This window comes from Parasphingopyxis lamellibrachiae (assembly GCF_003385775.1).
Taxonomy (GTDB): domain Bacteria; phylum Pseudomonadota; class Alphaproteobacteria; order Sphingomonadales; family Sphingomonadaceae; genus Parasphingopyxis; species Parasphingopyxis lamellibrachiae.
Genome location: NZ_QRDP01000004.1, coordinates 638,792 through 656,313 on the forward strand (window position 1 = coordinate 638,792; position 17,522 = coordinate 656,313).

Sequence of the window (17,522 nt, forward strand, 5' to 3'; positions counted from 1 at the left end):
CTGGCTTCCTGTGCGACCACCTATGCGGGCGGCGAACCCCTTTATGACGACGAGGTATATTGATGCGCAAACCAGTTTTAGCCGCGCTGTTCCCGGCCGGGCTCCTCGCGCTTGCGGGATGCGATGAAGAAATCGACCTCGGGGTTCAGGAATCGCCCAGCATCGTTGCGGAAGAGGAAAGCGCAGGGGCGGAGGAAACGCCGATATTCCGGGGTGTCGGACAGGAGCCGGGCTGGCTGGTCCGCATCTATGACGATGTTATCATGTATGATGCCGACTATGGCGAACGGCGGGTAACCGCGCGTACGCCCGAGGTCGAGGAGTTTGACGGCGGCCGCCGCTATGAAAACGATTCGATAATCGTCGAGATTCTCGATCAGCCCTGCACCGATACGATGAGCGGCGCCGCCTATCCCGCGAAGGTCACCATAACCGAAACCGGCCTCTCGCCGGTTCAGGGATGCGGCGGAACGCCCTGACAGCTATTCGGCGGCCTCTTCGCTGTCATTGCCGGCTTCCAGTGCGGGCGATGCATCGGTGGCCGATTGCCGGGGCAGCGCCTCTATCGGCGGCACATCTTCCAGCTCCCGTTTGCCCGTCTCGATATTGAGTTCCTGAAAGCGGCGCGCGGTGGACATCACATTGCGATCGAAGCTGCCGACGAACTTGTTATAATTGTTGACTGCCGTGCTGAGGCCGCTGCCCACGGTCTTGAGGTGACCGGCGGCAACCGCGAGTCTGTCATACATATCCTTGCCGAGTTGTCCGATCTGCTTGGCTTCTCGCGCCAATCCTTCCTGACGCCATACCGCCGATACCGTACGGGCAATGGCGATCAGATTGGTTGGCGTAGCGAGGAGCACGCGCTTTTCGAAGGCGTGATCCCAGAGGCTGGCATCATGCTCCAGCGCTGCCGTGAGGAAATGCTCGCCGGGAACAAACATGATCACATAATCGGGGGCATCCTCAAACTGATCCCAATAGGCCTTTCGTGACAGGCCATCGATATGGGTTTTCATAGACAGGCTATGCCGCGCCAGCGCCGTTTCGCGCTCCCCGTCATCCTCGGCCCCGAAGGCGTCCTGATAGGCGTTGAGCGACACCTTGGCGTCAATCACCAGCGACCGACCGCCGGGAACGGTGATGATCGCATCGGGCCGCAGCCGCCCTTCTTCGCTGTCGATACTGACCTCGGTCTGGAAATCGGTATGTTCGGCAAGCCCGCAGCTTTCGAGCACATTGCGCAGCTGCTGCTCGCCCCAGCGCCCGCGCGCCTTGGGCGCGTTGCGCAGAGAATTGACAAGGCGGGCGGCTTCGGTCTGCACCCTCTCCTGCCCGGCGCGCATCTGCTCCATCATGCCTTTCAGGTCGCCATAGGCTTCGGTGCGATCCTTCTCGACCTTGCCGACTTGGTCTTCGTATGCCTTGAGCCGTTCGCCGACCGGATTGAGCAGCTGTTTCAGCCGTTCTTCGCTTTTCTCGCCCGCCTGGTTGAACCGCGCATCGGCCCGCTCGAGAAACTGTTTCTGGGCTTCTCCTAGCATTTTCGCGCCAACTTCGCTGAACTGTGCCGTCAGCGCCTCCTTGGCTTCGCGCAATTCGGTCATCCGAACCTCAAAGGCCCGGTCGCGTTCCTCGGCTGACGCCTTGAGGCCGGCAAGCTCTTGCTGGGCAGCGTCCCGCTCGTCGCGCACACCGTCCAGTGCAGCGCGCAAATCTCTTGCCGTATTTTCACTGTCACTGCGCAACCGCGCATTTTCTTCGCGCAATGGAGCCACCGTCCGTCCGCTCGCGAACCATCCCAACACCGCGCCGACAACCAGTGCGGAGATAACAAAGACAATGATGAGGACCGGGTCCATAGCTTCCTACCGATGAGAACGAAGCAGGAACCTACGCCCCGCACGTCACGCATACAAGATGCTAACCGCCATTGCGGGGATAGATCGGATTACGCAGCCTTCAGCTTGCGGGATTTTTCGAGCTTTTTGAGCACCATCTGGCGTTTGAGGCGGGAGAGATGGTCGATGAAAAGGATGCCTTCCAGATGATCCATCTCGTGCTGGAGACAGGTCGCGAGCATGCCTTCGATCCGCTCTTCATGCTGCTTGCCATTTTCGTCGAGCCAGCGCGCGGTCACGCTGTCCGGCCGTTCGACATCGGCGAACTGATCGGGCACCGAAAGGCAGCCCTCTTCGTACAAGCGCATGCTGTCCGACGGATCGAGAATTTCCGGATTGATGAAGACGCGCGGATCGCGGATCACTTCATGTTCATGGTCGCAATCTTCGCCATGTTCATGGTCATGCTCCGCCGGCTCCTGCAGGTCGATCACGAGGATACGCTTCGGCACGCCCACCTGGATTGCGGCAAGGCCGATGCCCGGCGCATCGTACATCGTATCGAACATGTCGGCGATCAGCGTGCGCGTTTCGTCCGTCACCTCTTCGACAGGGGTGGAAACGGTTTTCAGACGGGGGTCCGGAACCTCGACAATGGGAAGAATAGCCATGGCGATTAGGTAGGAATTGCCTCGATTGAGGTCAAGCTACCGGCCGCCTTGCGCGCAGCGCCTGAGCCAGCGTTCCCTCGTCCAGATAGTCGAGCTCCCCGCCGACCGGCAGACCGTGCGCGAGCTGGGTAATGCGCACCGGGAAGGATTCGAGCCGTTCGGACAGATAGTGCGCGGTCGTCTGCCCCTCAAGCGTGGCGTTCATCGCCAGAACCACTTCGTCGACTTCGCCGCCGGCAACCCTGCCGATCAGCGTGTCGATGCCCAGATCCTCCGGCCGAACCCCGTCCAGCGCGGAAAGCCTGCCGCCCAGCACATGAAAGCGTCCGGGAAACAGTCGGGAACGGTCCAGCGCCCAGAGGTCGGACACTTCTTCGACCACGCATAAGGAACGCGCATCGCGCTTCACGTCCGTACAGACGCCGCAGGGATCGCTGGTGTCGACATTGCCGCAGATGCTGCAGGTGGCGAGCTTGGCGTCCACGGTTTCCAGCGCGCGGAGCAGCGGGACGAGCGTCCCTTCCCGCTTTTTGAGCAGGTGAAGCACGGCGCGGCGGGCGGAACGCGGCCCCAGCCCGGGCAACCGGGCCAGCGCATTGGTCAACTGATCGATCTCTACGGATGCCATGAAACTTCATTATGGGGTTGCACTCCCCTTTGCCAAGCGGTTCAAGCATTGCCATGCGGATCATTTTCATGGGAACGCCCGATTTTGCGGTGCCGGCGCTGAAAGCGCTCAGCGATTTCGGGCACGATATCGTCGCGGTTTACAGTCAGCCGCCACGCCCTGCGGGCCGGGGCAAGAAACCGCGCGCCTCAGCAGTGCATGAGGAAGCCGAACGTTTGGGGCTTGAGGTTCGAACGCCCGCCAGCCTCAAATCGGACGAGGAGAAAGCGGCATTTTCCGATCTCGATGCAGATGTTGCGGTGGTCGCGGCCTACGGACTGATTCTCAACCAGGCGATTCTCGATGCCCCGGAAATGGGCTGCATCAACATCCATGGTTCGCTCCTTCCGCGCTGGCGCGGTGCTGCCCCTGTCCAGCGGGCGATACTGGCCGGGGACGCCACCACCGGCATCACGATCATGCAGATGGAGCGCGGTCTGGATACAGGTCCAATGCTGGCGAAAGCGACAACGCCGGTCGATGGTAAAACCGCAGGCGATCTGACGGATGAGCTGGCACGAATCGGAGCTACTCTGATCTGCGAAACTTTGTCAGCGCTCGATACGCTTGAGGCGAAACCACAGGACGATGCGCTGGCGATCTATGCGGAAAAGATCAGGAAGGCCGAAGCGCGACTCGATTTTGGGCAATCGGCCGAGGCCGTTGAACGGGCTGTTCGCGCCTTCAACCCGATCCCCGGCGCGTTCGTTGAGTATGAGGGCGAACGGATCAAGATTTTGGCGGCAGACATCGTCGAGGGCGTCGGTACACCCGGAATGGTGCTGGACGGCAAGCTGACAATCGCCTGCCAAAGTGGCGCAATTCGCCCGACCCTCGCTCAGCGCGCCGGCAAAGGCGCGATGGCGATCAGCGATCTTTTGCGGGGCTTCTCGATCCCGGCAGGCTCATCGCTCGCATGACCCGCTTTCGCCTGACCATCGAATATGACGGCAGGCCCTATATGGGCTGGCAACGCCAGCCCCATGGCCCCAGCGTACAGCAGGCGATCGAGGACGCCTGCCAGGGGATAACAGGGGAAGAGGTTCTCGTTTACGGAGCCGGGCGCACCGATTCCGGCGTCCATGCCCTCGCGATGACGGCCCATGTCGATGTGGAAAAGGATATCGACGCGTTTCGCCTGGGCGAAGGCCTGAATGCAAAACTCCGCAGCGAGCCGATCGCGATACTCGATTGTGAAGAGGTCGACAGCGATTGGCATGCGCGTTTCGATTGCCTGGGCCGCCGCTATCTCTACCGGATCGTCAATCGGCGCTCCCCGCTCGCCCTGGAAGCTGGCCGTGCCTGGCGTATCCCGCAGCCGCTGGACGAGCAGGCGATGCACAGGGGCGCTCAACTGCTCGTTGGAAAACATGATTTCACAACCTTCCGTTCCGCGCATTGCCAGTCGGAAAGTCCGCTCAAAACGCTTGGGTCGCTCGCCGTAAGCCGCGAAGACGACGCCATAGTCGTGCAGGCCGCCGCGCGCTCTTTCCTCCATCACCAGGTCCGGTCGATGGTGGGTTGTCTAGCGCTGGTGGGTATCGGGCGCTGGTCGGAAGGTGATTTGCGCGATGCACTGGAAGCGGCTGATCGCCAGCGGCTCGGGTTGAATGCGCCGCCCGACGGACTCTATTTTGTGGGTGCGGATTATGCGGGCTAACGCCCGGCGCCGAACACATGCTGTAAAGACCGGTCCAGCATCATGAGCTGCCAGATCAGGCGGCCATGTTCCTCGCGGCCGCTTTTATGGGCATCGACAATGCGCTTGATCGCCTGCCTGTCGAACCACTCGGTCTCGGCCAAGGCGGTGCTGCTGACAAGCCGGTCCGCTTCCCCGGCGAGCGGCCCGCGAAACCAGGCACTGATCGGCGTTACGAAACCCATCTTGCGGCGAAAGAGAATATCTTCGGGAAGGTAGCGGCGCATCGCCTGCTTCATCAGCCATTTTCCTGTCCCGCCGCGTACGCGCTGCTTGAGCGGCAAGGTCGCGGCAAATTCGACAAGCCGGTGATCCAGTAGCGGTTCGCGGGCTTCCAGGCTGACCGCCATGCTCATCCGATCGACCTTGGTCAGGATGTCGCCGGGGAGCCAGATCTTCAGATCGGCATATTGAGCCGCCGCAAGGCCATCCTCCGCCGGCGCGCTTTCCATCATACGGATATAGCGATCCTCTGCGCGGTGCCCCTGCAGCGCCGCCCGCATCGTGTCGCTGTAGAGCGATTGCCGCAATGCCGATCCGGTTACGCCAACGGAATCCGCATAGGCTTCCGCGCCAGTCCGCCCAAGGCTCTGAAAAGTCGATTTGGCGCGCAGAAATTGCGGTGCCCAGTCCAGTTTGGGATAAAGCGAACCCAGCGTGCCGAATACCGGTTGACGGACGGCCGCCGGCAGCAAGGTCCGCGCGCGTTCTTCTCCGGCATGGAACACATGACGGCGATAGCCGGCGAAAATCTCGTCCGCGCCGTCTCCCGACAGGGACACTGTTACCTTCTCCCGGGCCAGTTCGCATACCCGGTAGGTTGGCAAGGCGCTGGCATCGGCGAAAGGTTCGTCGAACCCGCTAACCAGGGTATCGATCAAGGCAAAATCATCGGCAGCGACAATCCGCTTGCGATGGTTGGTGGCGAAGCGTTCGGCGATCTGGTCCGCATAGGCCGTCTCGTCGAGATCGGCCTGGTCGAAGCCGATGGAACAGGTTTCCACGGCGCCGCGACTGGCTTCCGCCATGAACGCAACGACGGACGAGCTGTCGACACCCCCGGACAGGAAAGCGCCGAGCGGCACATCGGCAATCATCCGGCTGCGCACGGCATCGCCCATAAGCGACGCAAGTTCCTCTTCGGCCGCCTCCGCCTTGCGGCGTTTGGGTGCGAAAGCGACGTCCCAGTAACTGCGCGGCTCGGCCAACGGTAGCCCGCGGCGCGTCATCAGATAATGGCCGGCCGGAAGTTTTTTGATGCCTGCGACAAAACAGGCATCGTCCGGAACATAACCGAACGCGAGAAAATCCTCGACCGCCTGCTCACTCGGGCGTCGGCGCAGCAGCGGATGCGCGAGCAGCCCTTTCAATTCCGAAGCGAAAATCAGGCTCCCGTCGGAGACTTCGGCATAATAAAGAGGCTTCACGCCCAGACGATCACGTCCGAGGTAGAGCGTCTTCGCGTCATCATCGTAGAGAGCGAAGGCAAACATGCCGTCAAAATGCTCAATGCAGAGCGGCCCCCATTGCCGCCAGCCATGGAGAATAACCTCTGTATCGCTGTCGGTCTGGAACACATGGCCTTGCGCCTGCAATTCCAGTCGCAACGCCCTGTAATTGTATATTTCGCCGTTGAAGACGGTAACGAGCTTGCCATCGGGCGTTGCCATGGGCTGCGCGCCGGTCTCTAGATCGATGATCGACAGCCGCCGGTGCCCGAGCCCTACGCCCTGCGCCGTCCAAACGCCGGACCCGTCTGGTCCGCGATGAGCCAGTGTGTCGGTCATCAGTCGTATGCGGTCGGGGTCGACCGGTTTCGCCGTTTCCAGATGAAAGATGCCCGCTATTCCGCACATGGCGGATCAGTCGGCCAAGCCGGTCACGCGGTCAACCAATGTTTCGATCCCGCCGCTATCGGCGAGAAAGGACTCAATGATGTCGCGCGCATCCCGGCCCTCTGCTGACAGAACGATGCCAATGGCGCTCTGGTCGCCGCCCAAAAGGCGGGCCCGCATGGTTTCGATTTTCGCACGGCTCTCGCTGCCCGTCGTCAGCGTTCCGATCCGCATATATTCGAAAACTTCCCGGAATTCGGGGCCCGGCGCTGTAATGCGGTAGGCATGGCCGGACGGCGGCGCATCGGTATCTTCCACCCGTGACCATTCGGTGTCCACAGGGAGGCCGCCCTGGCCGAAGCTCACGAGTTCGCGGCCTTCGGTCTGGTTAGCGAAATAGGCGATCGCGATATCGACAACGCGCCCGTTGGCGTCGCTGTATCGGCCTTCGACGATCCTGTCGGCACCGGCATATGTCGCTTGCCAGGGATAGCCCATCTGCGCATCGGTCCGGGTCCAGCCTTCAACCCGCGGTATCGTGAAAGACGCAGGCACGGATCCGCTTCCGGTAATTGCGCTGGTCGACAGCCAGAGCATCGGCGCGGCGGCCAGCGTCAACAGGGCAAGCGCAAATGCGCCGAGGCGGACCGGGCTGGCCGCTGCTCCGCTATCGGCGATAGCGCCGGGATCGAAAGCAGGGTCGTCGATCTCGCGATCGAAGAATTTCCACCCCAGGGCAAGGACCGCGATGATGACGAAAGCGAAGAAAAACCAGCCATAAACGACATGATCGAACCCTTCGGCAAATTCGATGCCGTTCCTGTCGGCGATATAGATCGTGCCGAAGGCGCGTATGCCGTTGGCCATGATCGGCACGGCCACGCAGATGCCGAGGAAGGCGGCGCGTTTCCACCAACTTTTGAAACACAGATTTGCGGCCAGCGCCCCGAGCGCCACCATCGCGATAAGAAACTTCACACCGGAACAGGCCTCCGCAACCTCGAAATATCCCGATGGCGTTGTGATGAAGACGCCCTCGATATGGGCCGGCAACCCGAACAATCCCAGCAACAGCATGCTCAGTTCAGCCGTTATCGATTGGAGAAAAGGCACGAATTCCTCACCAAACGGCACCAGGAACAGGGCAAAGGCCAGCGGGAAAAGAAGACCGCGCGTTACAGCAATTCCCAGGATCGTCACCACGCTGCCCTGCAGCATGAGAACGACCCCGAAATGCCTGGCAAGCGATACTCCCGCCGCTTCACCGAGCAGCCAGCCAACAGCACCGCCAGCGACGATCAAATATCCGAGGGGTGAAACCGACGGCGTAAGCTGCGCCAGTTCGTTCCTGCGATTCCAGACCAGCCAGCCAATGATAGGAAGGATCACCAGGCAGTGGTTGAAGGTCGAACTGGTCCACCAGATCGAGACCATGTCCAAGACATCGCGATGAAATATCAGGAGCATCGCCAAAGCCGCGAATGCCAGAAAACTGAGATGCCTTCGCCACGGTCCGGCCGCAGCGGTCGTTTCTGGACGATAAAGCGCTTCGGCGGCTGACATCAGCTTGCCTCGGTCAGGGCTTTTTGCCGCAATTCGACCGGTTCGCGGCCTATCAACCGGCCGAGCGGCGCCAGCGTCTGGTCCCAGACATAGCGTTCCAGCATCCGGTCGCGAGCGGCGCAGCCCATCATGTCGGCCTTTGCCGGGTTCGCCAGGAGCTCGAGTATCAGATGCGCTTCGTCGGCAATGGTATCGGCAACCATCAAATGCCGTCCCCGTTCTGCGTCTATTCCCTCATAGGCAGGGACGGAGGCGACGACGGGCCGGGCCATCGCCATGGCCTCGAGTACCTTGTTCTGAATCCCGCGCGCCATGCGCAGCGGCGCCGCGACAATATCGGCAGCGGCCAGCCAGCTTCGGATATCGTCGACACCGCCGGTCACGATCACGCCTTCGCGACTGGCGAGCCGCTGAACTTCGCCGGTCGGGTTTCTGCCGACAATCGCGAAATTGACATGGGGATTCTGTTGCCGGACAACCGGCAGCACATCGTCTGCAAAGCTGACCACGGCCTCGATATTCGGGCGGTAATCCATCTGCCCGGTGAAGATAACGAGCGATCCTTCCGGTTTCTCGATACGAGCGAAGTCGGCGCGAGGATCGAAGAAGCGACAGTCTATCCCGTTTTCGAGCGCCCGGACGCGCTCCGCATCGAGCCCCGTTTCGGCCCGGAATAGCGCGGCTTCCGCCTCGGTGACGAAGGTGGAACAGTCGGCACGGTGCGCGACTGCCTTTTCAAAGGCCGCCAGTTTGACCGCCTCACGTGCGTGGACATGTCGCATCGGCCAGGAGCTCGACCGCGCATAGGAGGCGAATTTTGCTGAATCGACATCGCCAAAGTCCATGATGAACCGTGAGCCCGTCAGATCTTCGGGCACAAATTGCGCCATCTGGCCGGAAAATACGAAAACGGCATCTATCGGTTTCTGCGTCGTGATATTCGCGACGAACTTTCGGATGCCCGCACTGTCGAACAGGGTTAGCGATATCGGTTTGCCGGACAGGATGGCTTTTGCCGCACCAACCGGTTTGGACACGGCCCGCTTCTCGATATGCACCGAGCCGAGCATCGGTCGAAGCATGTCTGCATGCCCAAGATCTTCGTCATCATCGGCGAAAGTCGCGACATGGACCGTGCCCAGTTGGCACAACCGTTTCAGGATATTGAATGAGCGGATTTTGTCACCGCGATTTGGCGGATAGGGAATCCGGTGAGCCAGAAAGAGGATATCGCCCATTATCCCAGGCCCCGTGCAATCCAGGGGCCAAGGCGATTGGCGATCGGCAGCGGCAATTTGCGCCACAGGGCTACCTGCAAACGGTATTTCGGGCTATTGGGATTCATATCTCTGGCCTCTGCGCCATCCGCCGTTCTTCCGGCATAGGTCAGCGGTTCAGGGGAAAAACCCCAATTTTTCTTCCAATGATACGGCCCCGTTCCAATTTTGGAGCGGCCAAAATCAAATGTGTGGCAACCCCTATCCCGGGCATGGTTCATCATTGAATAGTAGAGAAACTCATTGGACCGCAGCGCACGTGCCGCAAAGGTTCCGCCGCCCCAATAGACCATGGCGCGACCGTTGAAATAGAGGGTCAGGACCGAACTGATCGCTTCGCCTTCATGGCTTACCACGGCAATATCCGCATCGTCGCCAAAGCCATCGAGAACCTCTTCAAACAAAGCCCTGGGGAATACCGGCGTGCCGAGGTTCCGGACGCTGGTCGCATATATGCGATAATGGCGATCGCGGTCATGGTCGGAAGTTCCTGTCTCAAAGGAAAGGCCGTTTTTCAGGCTTTTGCGTACTTCGGCGCGATGCCTGCGCTTGATGGATTCCAATTGGGTCTCAGCATCTTTTTCCAGTGCCTTGGAAAAATTGGCGTAGAGGCCTTCGTGCACTTGCCAGTTTTGTGGTAGCGATCCGCCCCGCAATTCCACTTCCGGGCAGCTTAAGCGTTCGGCCAGAGCCCAGCCTGCATCGGCCAACGCTTCGGTTGCAGCAGCCGTTTCGCTGAGAATGCCACCGGCAACGGCAAAACCGCTCGACGTCAGCGCACGGCCGACAATCGGCGAGTGCATCTCCGTTAATGGCAGAATTCCAGCGATTACACCGCCGCGCTCAGCGAGAAGCATATGGGCGCGCTGTCCGCAGCCACGCTCGATCGCGGTTAGCCAGCGTGGGAGGTGAAAGGGTGTGCCGCCGTCTGCATCATGGACAAAAGCATCAATTCGCGCATTTTCGTGCGGATCTCGCAAATCGGCGTGCCTGACAATAATTTTGCTCATCGGCATCGGTGCATTCATTGGATCGTCGCCTTTTGCTCTGCGGCCACTTGATCGACCCGGCCCCATTCAAAAGCACCCAGCAGCTTTTCAAGCTTGCCTTCCATCGCCGAAAGTCGGCTGTAATGGCGAACCTTCGAGCGCAGCGGCGCGTGTTCGACGCGAGGCTGCCCGGGGTCGATTTCCCAGGGATGAAAATAGAATATCGCTGGTCGCCCTTCCCTGCCATTGACCTGGCCAATGGCCCAATGGGAAAATCGATAGGGGAGCAACCGGAAAAACCCGCCACCGCCGGCAGCTATAGTCCGGCCGCCAAGCCGGGCCGTTGTGACCGGAAGCTCGATAATCTCCGCACCTGACAATGGCGCAAAGGCAAAACGGGGCGCTTCTGGCCAACCGTAATGATCGTGCACAACCGGCGCGACGCTGGACGAATAGGCATAACCTTCTTCCGCCAATACCCCATGCGCCCAGGGCGTACGCGCATCAATCGAAAAGCTGGGCGCCCGGTAACCGGAAACCCGCCCGCCGGCGGCATCCTCGATTGCAGTTCGTGCCTTTTTCAAATCGGCGCGAAATTCTTCGGGCTGCATCGTGAACACCCGCTGGTGATCCCAGCCGTGACTGGCGATTTCGTGACCCGCCTCGACTATACGGCGTATCAGCGCGGGATAGCGCGCCGCTACCCAGCCCAGCGTAAAGAAAGTTCCCTTGACACCTGCGCGTTCAAACAAAGCCAGCACGGCATCGCTGTTGCGCTCTACGCGCTGTGCGAGTCCGTCCCAGTCATCCCGCGCGATAACCGTCTCAAACGCGCCGACCTGAAACCAGTCTTCGATATCGACTGAAAGCGCATTGAGCATCGCGCGCCATATCCTTCCTACTTGGGGTTAGGCAGCATCGCCGCGAACGACGCCAAAGCTGGGCTGTGTTTCTTCTTCCTCGACCCATTGAACCAGCAAGGTCAAGACACGGCGCAGAGCGGCTTCCTGTTCTTCAAGACGGGTTTCGAGGGCGGCAATGCGGCTATCGATCTCGATATCCGGCCCGTTTTCCTCGGCGATTGCCGGATCGGCCGGCTCCGCATGCCCGGAAAATGGCATCGGGTCTTCGGTTTCTTCGTCGAGCGCTGGTGTCTCCTGGAGCTCAGCCGCCGCAAGCGCCGCATAGATGTCGGCATCGGCGATGTCCTGAGTGACTTCGGCCTCGACACCTTCGTCCACGGGCAGCTCTTCGATGGTCTCCGGTTCCACGGTCTCATCAAATTCGACCGTCATGGCGTCACCTTCGGTTTCGTCGCCAGCAAGGTCGGTCAACACGGCATTGATGGCTGCCGCATCGATTGTCTCGAGATCTTCGACAGCGCCGAACAGCATGACCCGCCCCATGAGCGTGTTGAGGCGGCGTGGAACGCCATCCGTCGCCTCGTAGAGCGCCGCATAGGCATCCGCCGCAAATTGCGGGGCTCCCTGCCAACCGGCGATCGAGAGCCGGTGAACGATATAAGGTTCGATCTCATTCGCCTGCATTGCATCGAGATGATGGGTCGCGATGACCCGTTGGCGAAGCTGTTCGAGATTGGGCGCTTTTTTGACCCGATCCCTGAATTCTGGCTGACCAAGCAGGAATATCTGCAAAAGAGCCCGCCCGGCAGACTGGAAATTGGAAAGCATCCGTAGCTCTTCGAGCGCCGAAACCGAGAGATTTTGGGCTTCGTCGACAATCAGCAGCGTCCGCTTGCCCTCGCGCGCCTGGCCGTGGAGGAACCGTTCGACCCGGTCGATCAGTTCGGCTTTCTGGAAACCATGAACCTCAAGGCCAAGCTGCTGCGAAACGAGCCGCAGCATGTCGTCTCCTTCCACTTGGGTCGAAACGACCTGTACGGCAGTGAGGCGCGACGTATCGATACTTGCCATCAGATGGCCGACCAGCGTCGTCTTGCCGGCCCCGATATCGCCGGTGATGACGATAAAGCCTTCACCCTGGGCCAGGCCATAGCCCAGATAGGCCATCGCCTTTTTGTGCGTTTCGCTTTCAAACCAGAAACGGTGATCCGGCGTTAGCTGAAACGGATTGCCCGTCAGGCCATAATGTTCACTGTACATGTTTCTTTCCTTCACGCGCTTACGCGCATTCTCTCTAAAATCCGTAGCGAACACCGAAGAGCAAAGTGCCCAGCCAGTCGGTTTCCTCGCCATCGACATCGTTGGCGAAGAGCCCGGCCGAAGCCTGCGCACTGAGCCCGCTATACAAAGCGATACTGTAGGTTGCCGAACCGCCGCTGCTGAACACATCGGCCTCGCCCGGAATGCCGCTCTGGAACCATGTCGCATACAGGTTCCCGTCGAGGCTGGAATTCGGCGTCATCTGATGGCCGAGATTGGCCTGCAGCGAATAGGCTTCGTCGGTTACCCGATCGAGCGAGAAATTGGCGCTCGTCGTCGGGGCGAGATAGCGGCGGTTCTGATACCCGGCACCGACGCCATAGCTCCAGGGGCCCCTGCCCCCGGTCCAAACAAGGCTGCCGCCACGGCTGCGGAAATTCGAAGCGTTGAGTGACTGGAAATCGTTGTCGAAACAGCCACCAGCATTGCTGCCCTCGCCAAAGGCGCAGCCGCTGAACTGGCCGAACCCGTTGCGGCTAACCGTGAAACTGGTCGGTAGTCCGGCAAGCGTATTGGTCGTTCCCCGGCCAAAGCTGCTGATTTCGTTATATACTGCGGCCTGGAGAGTGCTAGACTGGCTTGCCTGATAGGTCAGATAGCCGTTGTAGATTGTCGTGTCGTAGCGATGGCCGACACGCGCTGCGAGTTCGAGCCGCGCGTTGGGGCGCCACAGGATACCCGCATCGTAGATCAGTTCTTCGACTGAATAGGCAAGAAGCCGCGGCGCGCTCGTATCCGACTGGAAGCGGCCATTATTGTCGAGCACCGGATTGCCGTTTGCATCGACAAGAACGTCGCGCTGGCTGATTTCGACATTTTCATAACCAACGCCACCCAGCAGCGCGAGAGTCGGCGTTACCGGAATAGTGACGTCGACCCGGCCGTAATAGGCCTCGTAACGCTGATCGAGCTGGCTGGCGTCCTCACGCTCATAACTGCCCGAGGCAACCCAGCCAAAAGGCAGCATATCGCCGGGCGACATGCCGACGCTGGCCGTCGCCTGATGATAGGTCGAGTGATCGACATAATCGACCGGAGCCTGGTTCGGATCGCTGTTGGCCGCGAAATTGTCTTCAACATGGGTGTAGCCGAGCTGATAGGCGGCGCCGATTTCAAGCGGGCCGGCGCGTGTTGCAAAGGTCGGCCCGGCATAGACCGAATAGACCTGTGTGCTGTTGTCATTGTCTCCGGTCAGCGAACCGAGCCCGGCACCGCCGATTTCCGTCCGCGAACGGGCCGCGAGAGCGCCAGCTTCCAGACTGAGGCCGCGAGCAACGTTCGCGCGGGCCCGGACAAGGCCACTATGCACGTCATCATCGGCAATATCGTCGTTCCAGTCGATGCGGCGTTCATAGCGGTAACTGGCACCGACTTCGATCCGCCGCGTCGCGATCGACGCATCAACGCCGGCGGCGACGCTGGTATAGGTAACGACGTCGTCACCCAGTGCGTCATTATTGCTAAGATCGAAATCCAGAATTTGCTGAACCTCGATATAGGGCGAAATCTGGCTGCGCGCCTGAGCGGGAGACGCCAGACAGGCAAGCGCGGCGGCGCTTAGCCCGGTAGCGGCGATCATCCTGTATCGCGTTGAGAAACTACCCATTTCTATTCCCCATATCCGTAGTAGGTGCTGAACCGCTTGCCGTTCGGCGTGAAAGTCACACCGTTCAAAAGCAGCTGAATATCGTCGCAGCCGTCGAGCAGGCCCAGCGCTTCGCGCAGTTCTGCCTCGCTTGTGGTGTCGGCCTTCACGACCATCACCGTCTGGCCAGCAAGCATCGCAAGCACGGATGCCGGCGATGCCGACAGGGCCGGCGGGGAATCGAAGATAACGATCCGAGTGGGGCTGTGGCTGAGCAGCCCCTCAATCTTTGCGCTTGTTCGCTGTGACGCAAGCAATTCGGTGGCGTCATCGGTGCGTCGGCCGGAACGAAGGATAGACAGGTTGGGGATATCGGTCGGCGTCACGCAGGACTCGATGTCGATTGCCGGATCGGAAAGCGCATCGATCAGCCCCGGGCCGTCTCCGATACCCATCAATTTTGCAATTTCCGGGTTGTTCAGGTCGCTATCTACAAGAACGATATCGAGATCGGTTTCCCGCGACATGGAAAGCGCGAGATTGACCGAGCAGAATGTCTTGCCTTCATCGGGATTGGCCGAGCAAACGAGGATCATCCTGCCATTCTTGAGCGGCGTTCCGCCCTCGCCCGCTGCACGCAGCAGGAGCTGGCGTTTTACAATCCGGAATTCCTCGGCGAGCGGTCCCGGACGCTGATCCGGTAAAATGAAGCCAGCCTCGGCGAGTGCGACCCGATCGACTGCAACCGTTTCGCCCCGTACAATTGGCGCCTTTGGTGTGTCCGTATCCCGAACGGGTTGGGAGTTATCAGGAGCCGGAACCGCCTCTGCTTCGGGAAATTCGGTTGCCGCACCGCGCAAGGCCGCAGCAAAGTCGAATTTTTCCGCAGCACGTTCGAGGAGCGATCCGGACGATCCGATAGAGCTATATTTGTTCATTCTCTCTGCTCCCTCAGGCCGCCAGGCCGCGTTGAACGAATTCAACCACCATCAGCAGGACAAACACCCCAAACAGGGCCGCTGTACCGGCGGCAAACCGACGGAAATTCTGGTGGCGAACTTCCTTTTGGGTCGGGCTTATGATCTCGCTGATCGCTCCCAGAACCGGCAAGCCGGTACCATTTCCGAGACGCCGTGCCGTCGGATAGCTCGTTTTGAGCTGGCTCTGGGCAAAAGCAGCCCCGATTCCAGCGGCGATGGCCGCCATCAGCACGAGGATCAGCAACAACGGCCGGTTCGGAGCCGTTGGGGCGCTCGGCATGCTCGGCGGATTGATAACGCGGAACGTGTTGCTGTCCGTTTCGGTTACGACTTCACCGCGCAGACGCAGGCGTTCGCGATCGGCGACGAGCTGGTTATATTGCGTTTGCAGGGCCAGATAATCGCGATCAAGCTGCTGCTGTTCGGCAAGCGCGCCCGGGTTGGTCCGGCGCTGGCGCTCGATCTGATCGAGGCCGGCGCGAAGCTGGTCGCGGCGCGCCGTAAGGGCAGCAACCGTTGCCTGACGATCTGCGAGCATTGAGCGCAGTGACGTATACAGCGGGTTTGCTGAAGTTGAACCACCGACCTGGCGTCCACCGCCGCCACCGCCGCCCTGAGCACGGGCACGGGCAATCTGCGAGCGCAGGGCAACTACGTCGGGATGCTGGTCCGTCCAGCCCCGGGCCTGCGCATCCGCCAGTTGCGACTGAAGCGCATTGAGGCGCGCATTGCCGCCACCGGGTACGAAAGTTCCGGGCACGCTGGTCGTTGCCGGCGTTCCGGCCAATTGGGCCTGAACAATATTGAGTGAGCTTTGCGCGGCAGCAAGGTCGTTCTCGATATTCTGCATCTCGGAACGGGCCTGGTCCATGCGCTGGGAAATCGTACCGACACCAGGCAGCGATCCGCTGAATTCATTTTCGAAATTCGCCCGGCGTTCTTCAATTTGCTGGAGGCGCGTTTCCCGTTCCGCGATCTGCCGATCCAGGAATGCGACCGATTGGGTCGCCTCCTGGCGCGTACCCGCCAGGCTTTCCTCGATGAATACATCGATCAGCTTCTGGTTGATCTGCTGGGCCAGGCTGGGCCCGCTCCAGCTTGCACTGATTTCGAACACATTGCTGGGCCGGCCGATATTGTTCGGGTCCTGCTGCGCGGCCACCGTGATATTTTGGCGCAATTGCGATGCAAGCGACCGAACCTGCGCATCGGTCGTGGCCTGCTGTGCCAGATCGGTCTCGCGAACAACCTGTTCGAGATTACCGGTCGAGGCCAGCGTCTGACGGATACGTTCCATCATCGCCCGCTGTTCGCGATCGGTAACGCCGACCTGATTGGAAAGCACGGTTTCCTGCTGGATGTAAATTCGTGCCTGCGAGGTGTAGCTCGCGGGAATCAGCGCGATAACGAGCCAGCCAAGAACGGCCACGCCCCAGGCAACGGCAAGAGCCAGCCAGCGGCGCTGCCAGATCGCATGCAGTGCAATCCTGATTTCTTCGTAAATGCCGTTCATGTCGTGGTCGCTGCCTTTCGGGAATATGTCGCTTCTGAATCTGCGATCAGAACATGCTTTCCGGGATGATGATCACATCGCCGGGCTGCAGATCGACATTGGCGCTGGTGTCACCGCGCCGCAGGAGGCTGGAAATGCGCAGGCCATATTCGCGCTGCTCGCCCGTCCCACGGTCATGGCGGATCAGGCGTGCGCGATTGCCTGCGGCGAACTCTGAAAGACCGCCGACCGCGATCATCGCGTCCAGCAAAGTCATATTGGCGCGATACGGGATCGAGGCGGGTTCTTCGGTGGCACCGATCACCCGGATCCTCTGGGCATAAGTACCGGAAAATTCGTTCACGATTACGGATACGCGCGGCTCGGTAATATATTCGGCCAGCATGACAGAAATATCATCGGCGAGCATCGCAGGCGTTTTGCCCACGGCTACCATATCCTGGATCAGCGGGGTCGTGATCCGGCCGTCGGGGCGGACCTGCACTTCGGCGCCAAGCTCCGGATTGCGCCAGACAAAAACCGTCAGCTGATCAAGCGGTCCGATTACATATTGTTCACCCGGGCCCTGGTTGGTGCTGACAAAGGACGCCCGCGGCAGTTCTTGTCCTGAGCCGCCGGCACAACCGGCAAGTGCGAAAGCACAAACGCCCATGCAGAAGGCGGTTTTCATGGAATTGATGCGCATCATCGAGCCCTTCTTTTTCAGGGCCGATGACGTC

At 60.3% G+C, this 17,522-nt stretch carries 16 protein-coding genes; 3 read left to right on the top strand and 13 right to left on the bottom strand.

Annotated features, from left to right (window positions below; all coding sequences use genetic code 11):
• Positions 1–62 precede the first annotated feature (62 nt).
• Positions 63–479: a hypothetical protein gene (locus DFR46_RS03250; protein ID WP_116235147.1), complete on the top strand. Its 417-nt coding sequence runs from the start codon at positions 63–65 to the stop codon at positions 477–479.
• Between the two features lie 3 nt (positions 480–482).
• Here the strand turns inward: DFR46_RS03250 and DFR46_RS03255 are convergent, their stop codons facing one another.
• From DFR46_RS03255 to recR, 3 genes are all read right to left on the bottom strand, one after another.
• Complete coding sequence (locus DFR46_RS03255) at positions 483–1,862, bottom strand: DNA recombination protein RmuC (protein ID WP_116235148.1); 1,380 nt, start codon at positions 1,860–1,862, stop codon at positions 483–485.
• 89 nt (positions 1,863–1,951) lie between these two features.
• Entirely contained in the window at positions 1,952–2,512 is a 561-nt protein-coding gene (gene def, locus DFR46_RS03260) for a peptide deformylase (RefSeq protein ID WP_116235149.1), read from the bottom strand.
• Positions 2,513–2,543: 31 nt separating this feature from the next.
• On the bottom strand, positions 2,544–3,140 hold the full coding sequence (gene recR, locus DFR46_RS03265) for a recombination mediator RecR (RefSeq protein ID WP_116235150.1): 597 nt from the start codon (positions 3,138–3,140) through the stop codon (positions 2,544–2,546).
• A gap of 53 nt (positions 3,141–3,193) precedes the next feature.
• Between recR and fmt the strand changes: the two genes are divergently transcribed.
• On the top strand, positions 3,194–4,099 hold the full coding sequence (gene fmt / locus DFR46_RS03270) for a methionyl-tRNA formyltransferase (protein WP_116235151.1): 906 nt from the start codon (positions 3,194–3,196) through the stop codon (positions 4,097–4,099).
• Entirely contained in the window at positions 4,096–4,839 is a 744-nt protein-coding gene (truA, locus tag DFR46_RS03275) for a tRNA pseudouridine(38-40) synthase TruA (protein ID WP_116235152.1), read from the top strand. The genes fmt and truA overlap by 4 nt, the downstream gene beginning before the upstream one ends.
• On the opposite strand, the gene DFR46_RS03280 is transcribed toward truA, so the two are convergent.
• The 10 genes from DFR46_RS03280 to DFR46_RS03325 are packed head-to-tail and all read right to left on the bottom strand — an operon-like array spanning position 4,836 to position 17,491.
• The gene (locus tag DFR46_RS03280; protein WP_116235153.1) at positions 4,836–6,734 is read right to left on the bottom strand and encodes an XrtA/PEP-CTERM system amidotransferase; all 1,899 of its coding nucleotides are present in this window, start codon (positions 6,732–6,734) and stop codon (positions 4,836–4,838) included. The genes truA and DFR46_RS03280 overlap by 4 nt on opposite strands.
• Before the next feature lie 6 nt (positions 6,735–6,740).
• Positions 6,741–8,276, bottom strand: coding sequence for an exosortase A (gene xrtA / locus DFR46_RS03285; protein WP_116235154.1), 1,536 nt, complete (start codon positions 8,274–8,276; stop codon positions 6,741–6,743).
• Positions 8,276–9,517, bottom strand: coding sequence for a TIGR03087 family PEP-CTERM/XrtA system glycosyltransferase (locus DFR46_RS03290; protein WP_116237126.1), 1,242 nt, complete (start codon positions 9,515–9,517; stop codon positions 8,276–8,278). The genes xrtA and DFR46_RS03290 overlap by 1 nt, the downstream gene beginning before the upstream one ends.
• Positions 9,514–10,581 (bottom strand): FemAB family XrtA/PEP-CTERM system-associated protein, encoded by a 1,068-nt coding sequence (locus DFR46_RS03295; RefSeq protein ID WP_116235155.1) that lies wholly within the window; start codon positions 10,579–10,581, stop codon positions 9,514–9,516. Before DFR46_RS03295 ends, DFR46_RS03290 begins: the two co-directional genes overlap by 4 nt.
• A complete protein-coding gene (locus tag DFR46_RS03300) occupies positions 10,578–11,423 on the bottom strand; it encodes an XrtA system polysaccharide deacetylase (RefSeq protein ID WP_116235156.1) in 846 nt (281 codons plus the stop codon). Before DFR46_RS03300 ends, DFR46_RS03295 begins: the two co-directional genes overlap by 4 nt.
• 27 nt (positions 11,424–11,450) lie before the next feature.
• Positions 11,451–12,665 carry an XrtA/PEP-CTERM system-associated ATPase gene (locus DFR46_RS03305; RefSeq protein WP_116235157.1) on the bottom strand — a complete coding sequence of 405 codons (1,215 nt, stop codon included), beginning with the start codon at positions 12,663–12,665 and terminating at the stop codon, positions 11,451–11,453.
• Positions 12,666–12,699: 34 nt separating this feature from the next.
• Positions 12,700–14,331: a porin family protein gene (locus tag DFR46_RS03310; protein ID WP_147297605.1), complete on the bottom strand. Its 1,632-nt coding sequence runs from the start codon at positions 14,329–14,331 to the stop codon at positions 12,700–12,702.
• A gap of 2 nt (positions 14,332–14,333) precedes the next feature.
• Positions 14,334–15,248, bottom strand: a complete 915-nt coding sequence (locus tag DFR46_RS03315; RefSeq protein WP_116235159.1) for a P-loop NTPase — start codon at positions 15,246–15,248, stop codon at positions 14,334–14,336.
• Between the two features lie 13 nt (positions 15,249–15,261).
• Positions 15,262–16,803 carry an XrtA system polysaccharide chain length determinant gene (locus DFR46_RS03320; RefSeq protein ID WP_116235160.1) on the bottom strand — a complete coding sequence of 514 codons (1,542 nt, stop codon included), beginning with the start codon at positions 16,801–16,803 and terminating at the stop codon, positions 15,262–15,264.
• Positions 16,804–16,849: 46 nt separating this feature from the next.
• Positions 16,850–17,491, bottom strand: a complete 642-nt coding sequence (locus DFR46_RS03325; RefSeq protein WP_425453091.1) for an XrtA/PEP-CTERM system exopolysaccharide export protein — start codon at positions 17,489–17,491, stop codon at positions 16,850–16,852.
• Positions 17,492–17,522: the final 31 nt, after the last annotated feature.

What these genes read in the sequence shown, in the direction of transcription:
- DFR46_RS03250 (WP_116235147.1), top strand. Translation starts at nt 63, where the DNA reads ATGCGCAAACCAGTTTTAGCCGCGCTGTTCCCGGCCGGGCTCCTCGCG.
- DFR46_RS03255 (WP_116235148.1), bottom strand. Translation starts at nt 1,862, where the DNA reads ATGGACCCGGTCCTCATCATTGTCTTTGTTATCTCCGCACTGGTTGTC.
- def (WP_116235149.1), bottom strand. Translation starts at nt 2,512, where the DNA reads ATGGCTATTCTTCCCATTGTCGAGGTTCCGGACCCCCGTCTGAAAACC.
- recR (WP_116235150.1), bottom strand. Translation starts at nt 3,140, where the DNA reads ATGGCATCCGTAGAGATCGATCAGTTGACCAATGCGCTGGCCCGGTTG.
- fmt (WP_116235151.1), top strand. Translation starts at nt 3,194, where the DNA reads ATGCGGATCATTTTCATGGGAACGCCCGATTTTGCGGTGCCGGCGCTG.
- truA (WP_116235152.1), top strand. Translation starts at nt 4,096, where the DNA reads ATGACCCGCTTTCGCCTGACCATCGAATATGACGGCAGGCCCTATATG.
- DFR46_RS03280 (WP_116235153.1), bottom strand. Translation starts at nt 6,734, where the DNA reads ATGTGCGGAATAGCGGGCATCTTTCATCTGGAAACGGCGAAACCGGTC.
- xrtA (WP_116235154.1), bottom strand. Translation starts at nt 8,276, where the DNA reads ATGTCAGCCGCCGAAGCGCTTTATCGTCCAGAAACGACCGCTGCGGCC.
- DFR46_RS03295 (WP_116235155.1), bottom strand. Translation starts at nt 10,581, where the DNA reads ATGAATGCACCGATGCCGATGAGCAAAATTATTGTCAGGCACGCCGAT.
- DFR46_RS03300 (WP_116235156.1), bottom strand. Translation starts at nt 11,423, where the DNA reads ATGCTCAATGCGCTTTCAGTCGATATCGAAGACTGGTTTCAGGTCGGC.
- DFR46_RS03305 (WP_116235157.1), bottom strand. Translation starts at nt 12,665, where the DNA reads ATGTACAGTGAACATTATGGCCTGACGGGCAATCCGTTTCAGCTAACG.
- DFR46_RS03310 (WP_147297605.1), bottom strand. Translation starts at nt 14,331, where the DNA reads ATGGGTAGTTTCTCAACGCGATACAGGATGATCGCCGCTACCGGGCTA.
- DFR46_RS03315 (WP_116235159.1), bottom strand. Translation starts at nt 15,248, where the DNA reads ATGAACAAATATAGCTCTATCGGATCGTCCGGATCGCTCCTCGAACGT.
- DFR46_RS03320 (WP_116235160.1), bottom strand. Translation starts at nt 16,803, where the DNA reads ATGAACGGCATTTACGAAGAAATCAGGATTGCACTGCATGCGATCTGG.
- DFR46_RS03325 (WP_425453091.1), bottom strand. Translation starts at nt 17,491, where the DNA reads ATGATGCGCATCAATTCCATGAAAACCGCCTTCTGCATGGGCGTTTGT.